The sequence below is a fragment of the Metabacillus fastidiosus NBRC 101226 genome (genome assembly GCF_001591625.1).
Taxonomy (GTDB): Bacteria; Bacillota; Bacilli; order Bacillales; family Bacillaceae; genus Metabacillus; species Metabacillus fastidiosus.
The window spans coordinates 42503-56907 of record NZ_BCVG01000016.1; the positions used below are offsets into that span (position 1 = coordinate 42503).

Consider the following 14405-nt stretch of genomic DNA (forward strand, 5'->3'; position numbering starts at 1 on the left):
AATTGCAGAGTTTTAGTTTTAACACTATGGTTAATTATCTAGCGGACACTTAGATAAGCAATTTTACATAAAATTAGTGAAAAGTTTTTCAGAAATTCCCCATATAGTTTTTAAAATTTCTATATTCAATAAATAGATAATCATCAACAGCTTGTACATAATTCATTGGATTTGAACCTCCATAAATATGTCATTATGCAGACGAACCAAAATAATTATAGTTGATAGTCAGAAGTTACGAGATCTTGAGTATCTTATTGATATGACTCAATAAGATGGGGAGTATGCGATATAAGATATTATAGAAAGTTGAAGAGAAGAAACTTATAGTGCTTTTCACTTTAATTTTAATTCTAGTTTACATAATATATAGTGAGAGGAGTAAAAAGAAAATTATAGGAAGTACACATAATTTATCGTAGAAATTTTGATAAGACGTAGAAAAAATGATAATTATCGTTTAATAATAGTTAGACAAATTTTGGCATATATGTTCGTCAATGTCTAATTTAAAATGCACTATCAATTCAAAAGATGAGTAAAGTGGTTATGTGATCGCTATGCTGACCAACATGTTTATAAAATACTAGCTGAAGAATGGAATGATTAATAACTTCTTAGTTCATTTAAAGATTAGAATAGCTCTTAATAAGATAAGAAATATAGAGGGAGAGGATTTTCCAATGGAAAATCCTTTTTTGCTGTTTAAAATGTCAGTATAGTATAACGAACAACTTAAATAACTTTAATTGTATTAATAAACCTTTATAGGTAGGGAAGTTAAAGACTGTCCTGTTGCTGAAGGAGTTAAATTACTTTCTAATTTAAATTCTTCGATTGGCTGGATGTGAGAAAATTTTTTCAGGAATGTTTCTAGTCCAATTTTCATTTCTAATCGTGCAAGAGGCGCACCTAAACAGAAATGCGGACCATTTCCGAATGTTAAATGCTTTTTATTGTTTGGACGGTGAATATCTATTGAAAAAGGATTTTCAAACATATCTTCATCCATATTTGATGCACTCATCCAAGCAATAACTACATCTCCTTTTTTTAATTCAACACCTAATAAATCATTGTCTTGCTTAACGGTACGTTCTCTCTTTGAGGTATGAAAACGGTATCGGAGCATTTCTTCAACTACTTTTGGGACTAATTCTATATTATCTCTCAGTTCTTGATATAGTGATTCGTCATCATAGAGCAGGGAGTAAAATGTATTTGCTATTGCATGACTAGTTGTTTCTACTCCTGCCCCTAAAAGTAACATTGTAGCTTGAACAATTTCTTGATCTGTGAATTTTTCACCATCTACTTCAGCTTGAATTAAATCAGAAATAACATCATCGGAAAGGTTTGAACGTTTTTGAATGACAATAGGATAGAGATATTCGAAATATTCTTTTGCAGCACGTTGTTTTTCTAGTTCGATTTGTTCCAATTTTTCTTTGTCATAAGGGTGGAAAAGGATATCAACCCATTTTTTAAATTGATATCTATCGTGTATCGGTACTCCAAATAAATCGGCAATAACTAAACTAGGCAAAGGAGACGCCAAGGCTTCTACAATATCAACAGTAGAATTTTCTTGTATCTCTTCTACAAGCTCAGCTGCAATCTGTTGAATACGCGGTTCCCAGTTTTTTAAACTGCGGCGAGTAAAGGCTGCTGCTAACAAAGAACGACTCTTTCGATGTTGAGGAGGATCTACACTTATAATGTTTGTGAGAGGGGAAGTTTTTTCTTGGCTGTTATTGGATCCGACAAAGATAGTAGTTCTAGATCCCTCACTTGAAAAGAATTCATAGTTGCTTAATACCTGTTTAACATGGTCGTATTTAAATACATTCCATGTATCTGTTTTTTCATGATAATAAACAGGATAATTATAGAGCATTTCTTTATACCAATTGATAGGAAAAAATTGTTCTGTACGTGATTGGAAACTTGTGATTTCTTCAACTGAAATTACTTCCTTATTCATACTATTCTTGTTCCTCCTTTAAAATGATATATGAATTCCTTCTTTATAAATAATCATGCTTGTAGCAAATAATGTAAATAAGTATTTGGAATGAATTTACTGTAGGTATGTTTATTCATTAATAAACTGAATGAGCTGTGATTTACAACTTTGTTACTGCCTAAAATATCAATTATGTTAACTAGATTTATATAAAAAATTTTTTTGATATTTAAGGAACTTCTTCAACTAACCAGCTAATAGTCTGTCAACAATTTTCAATAAAAACTTAAAATCATTCATGCTATACTAAAAATATGCATACTAAATAACCTTCGGTCATCTTTTAACTGGAAGGTTTTGAACTATTTAGTTAGATATAGTTTTTAACCTATATCTTGGAAAGTTGTTTTGTTTTTTAATAGGGCATAAATCCAATGTAAGAGTTTATTTACACATGCAATTATAGCTACTTTAAAAGGTTTTCCTTCTTCACGTTTTTTATCGTAAAACTCACGCATTTTTTTGTTGCGAGGAATGATTTCATCCGTCGTCTTCTTTTTACGACAATCACGAATGGCACAACGCACTGCCATATATAAGGCATGACGAAGTCTGCTGGATCCTCGTTTTGTAATCCGATTCTTAGTGGCTGTAAACTTGCCGGATTCGAATACGCTAGGATCAACTCCAGCGAAAGCTACAAGCTTTTTAGGATTGTTAAATCGATCTATCTCACCAATTTCAGAAATAACGTTGCCGCGATCTTTTCTCCTATTCCTGGGATAGATTTGATGATATTATATTCTTCAATTTCTTTGGCAAGAGTGTCTATCTCTGCTTCTAACTTTGATAGATGCTCTTTGTACTGAAGAAGAATACTTATATACATACCAAGGCTTAAAATATGACTCTGATAAACAGTCTTTTCAAAAGGATTACGAGCTGCCGCAGCTTGAAGCTGAATTGCCTTTTCGTTTACCCATTTGATGGACCGACTTTTACATAGATCAAATATCTTATTTGTAATGATTTCTTCATTTGCCTTCAAAATATCTTCTGAAGAAGGAAACTCTGAAAGAGTTAAGAGAGATACCACAGAATATAAGTCTCCAAAAACTCCTTTATATTCAGGGAATACTTGTTCAAGCACTGCCTGAAATTGAAGCTTTGTTTGAATCATCACGCCAGTTATATTTTCATGTTGTCTTGTGAGATTCCGAAGATTCAATAACTGGACACCACGCTTTTTATAAGGTTCTAATTCCTCTTTATAAAACAACTCACAGAGAAGATAAGCATCAATGGCATCTGTCTTTACTTTTCTTAAGCTAGATCCTCTAGCTTTATATGAAATCAATGGATTAATGATAATCAATAAATATCCTCTTTCTTCCAAGTGTTGAACGACTGGAGCTTGATAATGCCCAGTCGCTTCTAATATTACCGAAGGTTTCTTCCCAGACTCTTGTTTTATATCCTCAAGAAATGATACAAGTGAACTAAGTCCTTCTAGTGTATGGTCAACTTTAAAGCTCTTACGATATGGTTTATTTTTATCCAGAAATGCTTGTACCTGACTTTCCCCTTTAGATATATCCAGACCTACAACTGGATTCATTCTGAATCTCCTCCTAATCTAGTGATTTGCCAGTAACCCCTAATTCCTCCATGCAGTGTCATAGCTTCGCTTGTTATACGAGATCTATGTCCCAACCAGCCTCAATCATGTTTCTAGAAGTAGGGGGCGAACGGTTTAGTTGACGGGGTCAAGCCCCACGGGCAGATTACGTTCTACCCTGGCTACTGATATAATAAATCCATAATAAAAATGGTCAACCAGAAATATCTGGCTGACCTTATAATACGAACGGGGTAGGTTAGTTGAAGAAGGAAAATAATATTAAGGATAGAAATCCTTCTTTTTATAAGCCATTATTAATAAGTGATTTTGTTACACATGGAGGTATTTATGCCAATTTTAAAAATAGGAAATGTCCGTGTCAGAAGGGATTCAAACGAAGATACAGTTATCATTAAGGATTCTAGTTCAATTAATGAGAGTGTTAAATATATAAATGAGTTTAATGTAAAGAATGTAGATGTAGATGACTTTAATTGGGATGATTTAAATTTCCTAAAGGAATGTTTATCAATTGAAAAGTTGTCGATTCTTAATCATTTTATAAAAGACCTTAGTGGTATTTATGGCTTAATAAAATTAAGAGTATTGTCAATAAATGAAGCAACAACTAAGGCTGAATTCAGAATCGACGAGTTAAAGAATTTAGAGGAATTGTATGGAGAATTACCGAAAAACACCTTCGGTATTAACAAGTTAAAAAGATTACAAAAGGTTGAATTGTGGGGCTATAAACCAAAAACAAGGAATCTAAATGAATTTAAGAATTTGAAAAGTTTAAATGTAATAAGTTTAGCCCAATCAAGACTCGATACTCTTGATGGTATTGAAAAAATAGTAAATTTAAAGAGCCTTGGATTGTACTATCTTAGAACATTAAAGGATATAACAGCGTTGCAAGATGTAAAGGCTCCTATTACTGAATTGTTTTTTGAGAATTGTAAAAGCATAGTAGACTTCTCTCCTATCCAAAATTTAAAGGAACTTGAAAAGCTAAAGATTTCATCCAGTGGAGATATACCTTCACTCAGCTTTGTATCAACGCTAAACAAATTAAAGAGTCTTGTGTTTTCGGGAACCAATGTCTTAGATGAAAATTTAACTGTTTGTGAAGGAATCGAGTATATTTATTATACGAAGCAAAAACTTAAAAGCTAAGAAAACTGGTTGAACAAAAAAGGAATACGTATTTAACTAACGGGTGCGTTAGTTGAATAAGATTCAAACAATTTTAAGGAGCCTTATTACAATAAAATGTAGCAAGGCTCGTATCTTTTAAAACAAAATTCAATTGTTACGGAAATGAAGTCGTTTAGAAGCTTTTGAAAAATGATAAAGAAAAGTATGTTGATAGCGACTGTCTATACTTCAAACTATGCTCCTTTAGTTCGGGTTATAGGAAAGACCATAATCGGACTGATAAGTGTGAAGAGGATGAAACGAAGTATAGGTTATGGCCCTTCGCTTATATTGGACTGATAATCGACTATAATTACGTATTAAGTATTTTTACTGAAAAATATAGAAAAAGCACCCACATTTTATGAGTAATTTACTATTCTCTATTCTGAGTTGAGAATTTAGGTTTATGTAATATATGAAATAACCAGGTTATAACTTTTGCTATCAAAAGTACAAATACGTATCCAAAAAATAAGTGAAAATAATTAATTTCACCGTACATTCTAAAAAGACCAGTACTTACTAAAATAGGCTTTAAAATAAATGCAAATATAGCGGCAGTTATTATAGCGTATAGGTAATAATTTTTATGATTATTTAATGTCCATTGGTAAATGAGCATGAAAGCCACAGGGACCATGGAGGTGTCCAATGAGATGCTTGGCAGTGCAGGGATAATCTGATAAGGGTAATGCCAATAGCCTCTATTTATACCGTATAAATCGATAAATGTAAAAAAACATGAACGTTATATCCATAAAAACCAATTAGAAATACTTTACTTCGGTCAATTTTGATATAAAGAATAACCAATGGGACTAAAAGAATAGCAATTAAAACCCAAAACTGCCACGTATAAGGGTTAGAATAGTCTGTTCAAAGAATCGGTATTCTCTTTTCTACCGTATAGAATCTTGTCAAATTCACGTAAACGACCCAATAGAATTCCTCCCTAATGTTTGCCGATTATACAGTTAGAATAACCTAATATATTTAGTTTATTAGTAATTAAATAAAGAAGATAATTATTTCGCATTTCGAGTAAACCGTGTAGTAGTATTCTGGGAGGGAAGCATGGAAAGAGCAATTTACGTAAATGAAAGAATTGATAAAATTAACAAACTATTTTCGGTTTGTTGGTTTGTTTTTAGATCAAATGGCAGTTGCAATTTAATAGTCGGGATACAATTAAAGTTAAGCAGTATTGGGAGAGTCTTGAGGTTAGTTTTGATTTCCGTTGGTATGTTTTTTATACCAATGAGCAAATGGAATTAGGTATTAAGGAAATTGTAAGTGAGCCAGTTTTATTTATGACTTAGATGCTATACAAGGTAGAAGATTGCACATTAGGTAAAGTTTCAGATGAAAAATTGGGGAGAGTTTCCTGAGAAAAATGTGATTGAACTCGTTCGTTCCTTCCTTCGATTCCCTTTTCATCAGTTTGTTTTAATTCGGTTTTCGCGTTTAATTGAAATACACCGTAAGAACCAGGCACTAGAAAAAATTTTAATCATATATAGGTGATATCCAGTTCTAATTTGATGAGGAGGATATCATGAAACCAATGTTACCTATGGAAAAATACTTCGGTAAGTTAGAACTAGTTTATTCATTTTATGGAGCTATGCCTACAGGTGTGAGTGTGTCAGAAACCGGTCGCATTTTCATTTGCTTTCCGAAATGGGGAGACGTCGTTAAATTTACCGTCGCTGAAATTGTTGGGGGTCAATTGCAACCTTATCCTAGTTACGAAACTAATTTGTTTGACCCAGGGAATCTCACACTGTCTTTCATCAGTGTCCAAAGTGTAGTCGCGGATGGTAGGGGAACACTTTGGGTATTAGATACTGCGGCACCGAATTTTTCTGAACCAATAAAAGGAGGGGCAAAACTAGTTGCTGTTGATCTAAAAACCAATACAATAAGAAAAGTATATACCTTTACAGAAGATGTTGTCCTTCCCACAACTTACCTGAATGATGTCCGATTTGATTTTCGTGTTGGAAAAGCTGGTTATGCATATATAACCGATTCATCTTCCAAAGGACCAGGAGCAATTATCATCGTAGATTTAGAAAATGGAAACGCATTTAGACGGTTAAATGGGGCAAATTCAACTTCACCGGATCGCTATTTTTTACCGAAAGTAGAAGGAAAAGTGTTGATGAATCGAAATAAAGATGGCCTGACTTCTCCATTTAGATTGGCGTCTGACGGTATTGCGATTTCTCCTAATGGAAAGGTATTATTTTTTTGTCCACTAACCAGTCGTCATCTGTTCTCGATCTCAACAGAAGCCCTGAGAGACAGAAATATACCGGACATGGATTTACTTTATCATGTGAAGTATTGGGGAGAAAAAGGTGCGTCTGATGGAATGATCACAGATGCAAAAGGGGCCATTTATGCTGGAGATTATGAGAACAATAGTATTCGAAAGATATTGCCGAATGGCACAATGGAAACCATCGCACATGATCCGAGAATTTTATGGCCGGATACTTTTTCGATTGGTCCGGATGAATACTTATATGTCATTGTGAACCAATTACATCGGCAGGCAAGATTTCATTATGGAAAAGACCTGCGACAAAAACCTTATAGTTTACTTCGTATCAAAATTGATGAATTTCCTGCTCCAACTTTTTCATAATAAAAATAGTCGATTAATTGTTTTCATTATATAGTGTAAAACAAACACGAGTAAGCAAGAAGTATTAACTGTATTTACTTCTGCCAAATAAACTCAAAATGGTTTTAATAGGAACAGTTTATTTGGTGAGTGTTAAACTGTTCCTGGAAATTTTTCATAATGTCGGTAAGTTCAATGCTGTATTGATATTATTTAAATCCAAACTGATCTGTTCGTTTGTATCCCAAGCATGGTACCATCCCTTTTCTACCATATATGTGGATATTTGTTCATGCATATCAAGAGCTTCCACTAAATGGCGAGTGAGCATTTCTTTAATTTCCGGTGTTCCTGCCTCCGTAACTGCCATGGCATAATTTCTAATTCCACTTTTAGCTGAAATGAGTAGATCCATTGCAACCACTTGATCCGATAGTGCGTCCATACCAGTTAAAGTTTCAATGATTGGATTCATGTTCATTCATCTCCTAATTTACTGCTTAGCGTTGGAAAGGATAGAAGCATATTCTTGTAATTGTCTCGTAGATACATCAATGTCTTGCTGCATAATATCTTTTAATAGCTGATCTGTAACTAACGCTTTCATCGTTTTGGATTTAGTTAAACAAGTGGTCTTAAATGCAGCCATCTCATGGACCTCAAGAACTTCATGTAAGGCGTAGTTCATTTTTTATACCTCCTTCCTCAAGGTTTCAACACGACTTTTATACAATCATCCATTTTTGTGTCAAAAATCTCATAGCCACGCTTTGCTTCACTAAGTGGAAGTACATGACTTACGACATCTCCTGGATCAATTTTTCCAGTCGAAACTAATTCAAACATATATGGCATATAGTGGATGACAGGTGCTTGACCGGAGCGTATATTGATATTTCGCTGCATAATATCTCCAAGAGGAAAACCATTATATCTGCCGCCGTAAACGCCAGTAACTTGAATTGTCCCGCCTTTACGAACTGCTTGTGAAGCCATGATAAACGCACTTAATGCTCCGCCTTGAAGCTTCATTCCGCTTGCAAGGAACTCCATATCAGTCATTTTACCGTCCATACCAACTGCATCAATGACAACATCAGCGCCGCCTTTGGTGATTTCCTTCAGGTAATTTCCTACATTCTCATGGTCCTCAAAGTTAACAATTTCTACTTTGTTGGTGCGCTTGGCGTGCTGCAGGCGATAATTGACATAATCAACGGCAATGACTCGCTTTGCCCCTTTTAACCAACAGAATTTTTGAGCAAAAAGACCAACCGGACCACAGCCAAGAACAATAACTGTATCTCCATTTTTTACGCCTGCATTGTCAACACTCCAAAAACCAGTAGTCATCGCATCGGCAATAACTGTTAACTTTTCATCTGGTTCTTCACAAGTCTCTGGAATTTTGAAATGAGTAAAGTTGGCAAATGGCACTCTTAAATATTCAGCTTGCCCACCTGGATAGCCTCCCGTCGTACCAGAATATCCGAAATAGGCACCCATATCACCATTATCATTAGAATTATCACATTGGCTTTCCAAATGGTTTTTACAAAAAAAGCATTCACCGCATGCTATATTAAAGGGAATAATTACTCGATCTCCCTTTTTTAGTTTAGTCACACCTGGACCAACTTCTTCGACGATTCCCATTGGTTCATGACCAATAACATAGTTTTCTTGTAGGTTAGGAATCATTCCATGAATTAAATGTAAATCAGACCCACATATAGCTGTACTCGTTACTTTAATAATCATGTCATCTGGTTTTTCAATCTTTGGATCTGGAACTTCTTTGACTACAACATTTTTAATACCTTGATACGTTACTGCCTTCATTGGTTACAGCCTCCAGTGTTAGTGATCATCAGGTGTCCGGTCAAACATACCTTTTCTATTGGTCTCAACAGGGAATAGATTCATTTTGCCAATCATCAATGTATTGTTGGCAGAGAGTTGATCTAGTTTATACTGTTCACTTAGTTCGTATGGATGGAACCATTTTTTATTAATCATAAGTTCTGTAATTTCTTGATGCATGGCAATACCTTGCATTAACTGGTTTCGTAAGAGGGTTCTAACATCAGGTGATGCAGACTCCGTTAATGCGACAGCAATATTGCGCACACCTTCTTTGGCACGAAGAAGTAAATCCATCGCAAATGTGGTATCCGCTAGCTCCGGTACGTGTAGCGAGTTTATAGGGTCTAAATAGTCCTGGTTCAATGAATTTGTCTCCTTTTCAATTTATTATTGGTGTTGGTCGGTTTTGAGGAACTGGAGCTTCAAAAGGTGCGCGTTGATAAATGGCCTGTAATTCTCCAAGCGCTTGCATGGATTGTTCAACATCTTTTTGCATTAATTCTCTCAAATCATGATCAAATACCAGTCCTTGCATTAGTTTTGATTTCGCTAAGCATAGGGTTTTAAAATTAATAACTTCATGTAGATCCAATGACTCATGATCGGCTAATTTTTTAATGTCCATTTTTGGTTCCTCCTTTTTGACTAACAATTCAAATACAAAGGTATTATTCCAAATATTCGATGAATGATTCTTTAATATTTTTTAGATGTAGGAAAAACAATGATTAAATGGCTGGATTAATCATAATGTAGTGAAAATTCATTCATAAGGTATCGCTAATAAATATTCGATATATTTTGATTAAAAGGGCATAGGGTTAAACCCATACAACTTAGGAAAAGAAAATGAAAACTTCAAGCTGTATCTATTTAAAAGTGTCTATTATTGCTATCCTGCCGACAAAACGGGTATATTATACGCTAAAAGATTTTGAGGAAGGAAAAGTTGCTGATTTTTCTATACTAAGCAGAAAAATCAGGTTCTGAGTGTTTTATACCCATAAACGACTGTTTTCGGTGCTTGTTAACAGAAAATCAGTAGAATATTTAAATTAATGTAGAGAAAAAATTGTCAATAATTAAAACAAATATGCAGATTTAATCATTCTTCAAATGTTCCTATTTTCTTTTTGACTCTTATTGTTGATTAACAACCTGCATCTAAGATAAATCGTATTTATTATTGAATACACGTCTTATAAAAGCCATTGTAAATCTAACCAATAAAAAGGAAAAAGAGAGAGAATGAAAAGTAGTTGTCCAATTCCATCCATTTTTATATTTAATAAGACGTGTATTTTTTTCTAACCATAGCTCAGCAATAGTCATAGGTATACTGAAATACAGAACTTTTAAAAGGCACTGAATGATGCCAGAATCCTTAGTTAGCTGATTATAAAAGACACAAGTAATTAGGAAAATTATGTAATAAAACAACACGCTTGTTTTAACTTGTTTTGGAAATCGGGTGGGATATTGAACATAGCCTCTTTTTACAACCAGATTATCGACCAATGATGCATAGTAACTTTTTATAAAGAAAACAAGGAGCCAGTCCTTTGCAAGTATTTTTTTATTAGGTATATAAAAGAACTAATACCAAAGAAATAAAGGGATTTTATAAGGTTTATTTCAAATTTTTGACCCAATGTTTAGCACCTCCACAAAGATAGGTTATCCTTGATGCAGGAGGTTATACTAAGGAAATTCCAAAATTAGATAAGTAAACAATGAATAAACAAGGCTCTATTTTGATATAAAATGTTCCCTAATTGTGAACATTTTCACTTAAACTAAAGGGTGCATTTCTGTAATAAGCAGGAATGCTTTTTCATATTGTGCTGACGGTGCAGTTTAATGGAATAAGGAGTTTTACCATAACTAGGTTAATAACATTAAGAATTATCATATGGTGAATATAAATTTGTTGGAGTTAAGATAAAAATGATTTCAGCTTTAGCTTGGAATCATTTTTATCTTATATAAATTTATTTGTTTTTTTGAAGTATTTTAGCAGTATAATAGTATTGGTATTTCTACAATGACAGATTTTTTCTTTGCTATTATTCAAAAATTCTTCTAAGATTTTTGTTAATTTAGATAAATATTGTAAAATAATTCTAATTTAATTAATAAAAAGAGGTGCAATATGCAACAAAAATGGTATCAAAAATCATGGGGGATTATTTTATTACTCCTTTCACTACTTATTTTATTAACTAGTTGTTCACAACAAAGTAATACAGAAATCCAAAAAAATACAGATCAAGAAGTAAGCAAAAAAAGTACACCTGACGATGAAACTGAAAAAACGACTAGTGAAAGCGTAGTTAATCCAAGCGTTTCTGCCACTAGTACACCAACGATAACAAGTGTTAATGGTGACTTTGACTACAGTAAATATACACTAATTGTAGTAGATGGCGGTGATATGTCAGGTTATAGAGAGCCGAATGTTAGAGTTGATGTCGGGTTTGGCGACAGGGAATATTGGGCTTTTACAAATGAATACGGTCAGCTAATTCGTGTGGAGGCGAAAAAGATCACACTTCAAAATCCGAATACTGATCATGTATTGTCATCAGGAAGATATTACTCTGATGAAGCGAATGTTCCTGGTACAGAGAGTCCAACCTTGGATCAAGGGCATGTGATTGCTGACTCGCTTGGGGGAGTATCAAACGCATATAACATTACACCTCAGGACAGCACTCTCAATAGGCATGGCGATCAAGCTTATATGGAAAAAGTGATTCGAGATGCAGGCGGTTGTACTGATTTCGTAGCAGTGATTCAATATCCAAATACTCAGACGCAAATTCCGAGCCATTATAAATTCACATACAAAATTCAGGGCAGAACCATTACAGATGAATTTGACAATGTAAACCCAGATGAAGTGAACAAAAATTTAGGGAAAACGACAGGTACGAGCAGTACGCCACCGAAAACAGACAATGTACCTGCAGCCGAAACGGAAAATAGTAATGAAGATGTTAGTAAAGTGGATACCAATCATAACGGAAGTGTTACTATCGCTGAAGCCAAAGCTGCTGGCTTTAAAATGCCAATTACCCGAGATTCATGGCTCTATAAATATATGGATGATCGAGATGGTGATGGCTTAGTAGGTGAATAAATGGGGTTATGCGGCGATTCTTTTCTTCTTATTGAATTAACGGGTCAGGTTAGTTGAAGAAGTAATTTCATAGTTTTTTCTTACTTAGTAGACGTATAATATATTGTAAATATTTTCGTTGATGAAAGAGAGAATACTTTATAGGTGGTTGATTCTTAACAATCGGTACAGATTGGTTAAGGATATAGTTTTAATAGTAGGGAACAGTACCATAAGTAATGAGTTTTTTTATAATAACTAGTAACAGCACCTACCTTACTCGTTAGGATAGGTGCTGTTGCTTATTTGTTTGATTAGATGTAGGGAGTAGTTAGTTGGCTCTCTGTTTTATCTAGTTGATAAATAAATGATATCATCATAATGTAAGGAGGACTATGAGAATGGATACGATAATTTTTGATGTCGATGATACACTATATGATCAAGCACAATCTTTTCATAAAACGGTGAGGAAGCTTTTTCAAGAGCCATTTTCAGACGAAGAAATCGACCAATTATATAAAGCTAGTCGTAAGTATAGCGAGATTTTATTTGATCAAAGTGAAGCAGGTGAAATATCCCAATTTGAATGGCAAACCGGACGAATCATGGCTGCCTGTAAGGATTTTAACATCCCTATAGATACGGAAAAAGCGACTATTTTTCATGAAAGGTATGTGATCGAACAAAAAAATATTACCTTGTTTCCGGAAGTCGAAGAACTACTAAATATACTTTACAAAGAAGGGAAACAGCTTGGGATTCTTACAAATGGTGAAGAAAAACATCAAGCAATGAAAATTAAACAACTCAGCCTTAGTCGTTGGATTCCGGCAGAGATGACGTTTATTTCTGGTATGATTGGCCATGTAAAACCGAAAAGAGAAGTGTTTAATTTTATTGAACAGAAACTGGACCTTGACCAAACTAAAACTGTGTATATCGGGGATAATTTTGAAAAGGATATTATAGGAGCAAAACAAGCAGGCTGGCAAGCGATTTGGATGAATCATCGTAAGAAAGATTTACCGATTAATGCTACCTTTAAACCAGATAAAGAAGTACATAGTGCCAAGGAGTTATTAGAATTATTTGTGAAAAAGGCTTAGGTTGTTATGGTAGGAATCAGCGATTGTCATCCTGGTTCCTATTTAGGTTTCAATTGAAAACTTCTTATTTGTTTAATGAATAGAATTGAGCAGGTTACTAAACAAAACGGAAGATTAGTTTTACAAGAACTGACTGACATCTATAAAAGAACCTTTGCTGCGCAGTACAATGATACTCTGCAGTGAAATGACATCCATTTAGCGCTGACTTTGTGAAGAAATGTACTTAAACTAACGGGTGCGATTATGGAGCAACACAGGTAGAAAATGCTCAAACTTTATTTTAAAGCTACATCTGGATCTAGCCTTGGTACTTTTACCATTAAATAGTGTAAAAGGTTGACCGTAAGAGGATTGATATATTTAAAACCTTGAGATTATAAAAAAACACCCTACCTCTATTGTTGAATATGCCGATTTTCAGTCGAGCATTTCAATATAAAGGTAGGATGTAGGCAGATAGACTTTGGATGAATCCTAACAAGGAAAAAGCAGAAATCATAGAAGGTACTGATCGATATGTTCAATTAAATAAGGAAGATTCAGCTAGTTTGTTTGAAATTTTTACAAGAGAAGAATTGTCACCTTTAAATCAGTAATTTAATGAATAAGGAAAAGAATCTTTTCTTATGAAAGATCCTTTCTTGCTGATGATAATGTGTTTTTTGTTAACTAGAAAAGCAAATTCGAGAGAGAAGTGATTGCAACTTCTATGATAAAGTTATAAATTGGTAAAAAGTATGATTTTAGGGAGGATATTTTGAAGAAATTTCTCTTAATTTTATCATTGTTAGTTGTTTTAGTAATTGTATTAAATCCTAAAGGTACTTGGGATAAAACTTTATTATTAATTTCAATATTAAACTTAGAGATTTCTAATAGTGAGTATA

General features: G+C 33.8%; 13 protein-coding genes and 1 pseudogene. 5 read left to right on the top strand and 9 right to left on the bottom strand.

Annotated features, from left to right (window positions below; translation table 11 throughout):
• Positions 1-754: 754 nt before the first annotated feature.
• The gene (locus BFA01S_RS06595; RefSeq protein ID WP_066227287.1) at positions 755-1984 is read right to left on the bottom strand and encodes a cytochrome P450; all 1230 of its coding nucleotides are present in this window, start codon (positions 1982-1984) and stop codon (positions 755-757) included.
• A 365-nt stretch (positions 1985-2349) separates the two neighbouring features.
• Positions 2350-3584, bottom strand: a pseudogene (locus BFA01S_RS06600) (IS110 family RNA-guided transposase).
• Between the two features lie 351 nt (positions 3585-3935).
• Here BFA01S_RS06600 and BFA01S_RS06605 point away from each other — a divergent pair.
• A complete protein-coding gene (locus BFA01S_RS06605) occupies positions 3936-4763 on the top strand; it encodes a hypothetical protein (protein ID WP_066227290.1) in 828 nt (275 codons plus the stop codon).
• Positions 4764-5160: 397 nt separating this feature from the next.
• On the opposite strand, the gene BFA01S_RS23640 is transcribed toward BFA01S_RS06605, so the two are convergent.
• Positions 5161-5514 carry a CBO0543 family protein gene (locus BFA01S_RS23640; protein ID WP_369690804.1) on the bottom strand — a complete coding sequence of 118 codons (354 nt, stop codon included), beginning with the start codon at positions 5512-5514 and terminating at the stop codon, positions 5161-5163.
• A gap of 828 nt (positions 5515-6342) precedes the next feature.
• On the opposite strand from BFA01S_RS23640, the gene BFA01S_RS06620 reads away from it, so the two are divergent.
• On the top strand, positions 6343-7440 hold the full coding sequence (locus BFA01S_RS06620) for an L-dopachrome tautomerase-related protein (RefSeq protein ID WP_066227301.1): 1098 nt from the start codon (positions 6343-6345) through the stop codon (positions 7438-7440).
• Between the two features lie 154 nt (positions 7441-7594).
• On the opposite strand, the gene BFA01S_RS06625 is transcribed toward BFA01S_RS06620, so the two are convergent.
• The 6 genes from BFA01S_RS06625 to BFA01S_RS23645 all read right to left on the bottom strand — a co-directional run bounded on the left by BFA01S_RS06625 (position 7595) and on the right by BFA01S_RS23645 (position 10872).
• Entirely contained in the window at positions 7595-7894 is a 300-nt protein-coding gene (locus BFA01S_RS06625; protein WP_066227304.1) for a spore coat protein, read from the bottom strand.
• A gap of 18 nt (positions 7895-7912) precedes the next feature.
• On the bottom strand, positions 7913-8107 hold the full coding sequence (locus BFA01S_RS06630; protein WP_007083743.1) for a hypothetical protein: 195 nt from the start codon (positions 8105-8107) through the stop codon (positions 7913-7915).
• 17 nt (positions 8108-8124) lie between these two features.
• On the bottom strand, positions 8125-9261 hold the full coding sequence (locus BFA01S_RS06635; protein WP_066227307.1) for a zinc-dependent alcohol dehydrogenase: 1137 nt from the start codon (positions 9259-9261) through the stop codon (positions 8125-8127).
• A gap of 18 nt (positions 9262-9279) precedes the next feature.
• A complete protein-coding gene (locus BFA01S_RS06640) occupies positions 9280-9648 on the bottom strand; it encodes a spore coat protein (RefSeq protein ID WP_066227310.1) in 369 nt (122 codons plus the stop codon).
• 16 nt (positions 9649-9664) lie between these two features.
• A complete protein-coding gene (locus tag BFA01S_RS06645; protein WP_066227315.1) occupies positions 9665-9910 on the bottom strand; it encodes a spore gernimation protein GerQ in 246 nt (81 codons plus the stop codon).
• 539 nt (positions 9911-10449) lie between these two features.
• Positions 10450-10872 carry a CBO0543 family protein gene (locus tag BFA01S_RS23645; RefSeq protein WP_369690805.1) on the bottom strand — a complete coding sequence of 141 codons (423 nt, stop codon included), beginning with the start codon at positions 10870-10872 and terminating at the stop codon, positions 10450-10452.
• A 565-nt stretch (positions 10873-11437) separates the two neighbouring features.
• Here BFA01S_RS23645 and BFA01S_RS06650 point away from each other — a divergent pair.
• From BFA01S_RS06650 to BFA01S_RS23400, 3 genes are all read left to right on the top strand, one after another.
• On the top strand, positions 11438-12427 hold the full coding sequence (locus BFA01S_RS06650; RefSeq protein ID WP_066227319.1) for a DNA/RNA non-specific endonuclease: 990 nt from the start codon (positions 11438-11440) through the stop codon (positions 12425-12427).
• A 380-nt stretch (positions 12428-12807) separates the two neighbouring features.
• The gene (locus BFA01S_RS06655; protein WP_066227322.1) at positions 12808-13515 is read left to right on the top strand and encodes an HAD family hydrolase; all 708 of its coding nucleotides are present in this window, start codon (positions 12808-12810) and stop codon (positions 13513-13515) included.
• Between the two features lie 470 nt (positions 13516-13985).
• Positions 13986-14114, top strand: coding sequence for a hypothetical protein (locus BFA01S_RS23400; protein ID WP_268874818.1), 129 nt, complete (start codon positions 13986-13988; stop codon positions 14112-14114).
• The last annotated feature ends 291 nt before the right edge of the window (positions 14115-14405 follow it).

What these genes read in the sequence shown, in the direction of transcription:
- BFA01S_RS06595 (WP_066227287.1), bottom strand. Translation starts at nt 1,984, where the DNA reads ATGAATAAGGAAGTAATTTCAGTTGAAGAAATCACAAGTTTCCAATCA.
- BFA01S_RS06605 (WP_066227290.1), top strand. Translation starts at nt 3,936, where the DNA reads ATGCCAATTTTAAAAATAGGAAATGTCCGTGTCAGAAGGGATTCAAAC.
- BFA01S_RS06620 (WP_066227301.1), top strand. Translation starts at nt 6,343, where the DNA reads ATGAAACCAATGTTACCTATGGAAAAATACTTCGGTAAGTTAGAACTA.
- BFA01S_RS06625 (WP_066227304.1), bottom strand. Translation starts at nt 7,894, where the DNA reads ATGAATCCAATCATTGAAACTTTAACTGGTATGGACGCACTATCGGAT.
- BFA01S_RS06630 (WP_007083743.1), bottom strand. Translation starts at nt 8,107, where the DNA reads ATGAACTACGCCTTACATGAAGTTCTTGAGGTCCATGAGATGGCTGCA.
- BFA01S_RS06635 (WP_066227307.1), bottom strand. Translation starts at nt 9,261, where the DNA reads ATGAAGGCAGTAACGTATCAAGGTATTAAAAATGTTGTAGTCAAAGAA.
- BFA01S_RS06645 (WP_066227315.1), bottom strand. Translation starts at nt 9,910, where the DNA reads ATGGACATTAAAAAATTAGCCGATCATGAGTCATTGGATCTACATGAA.
- BFA01S_RS06650 (WP_066227319.1), top strand. Translation starts at nt 11,438, where the DNA reads ATGCAACAAAAATGGTATCAAAAATCATGGGGGATTATTTTATTACTC.
- BFA01S_RS06655 (WP_066227322.1), top strand. Translation starts at nt 12,808, where the DNA reads ATGGATACGATAATTTTTGATGTCGATGATACACTATATGATCAAGCA.
- BFA01S_RS23400 (WP_268874818.1), top strand. Translation starts at nt 13,986, where the DNA reads ATGAATCCTAACAAGGAAAAAGCAGAAATCATAGAAGGTACTGATCGA.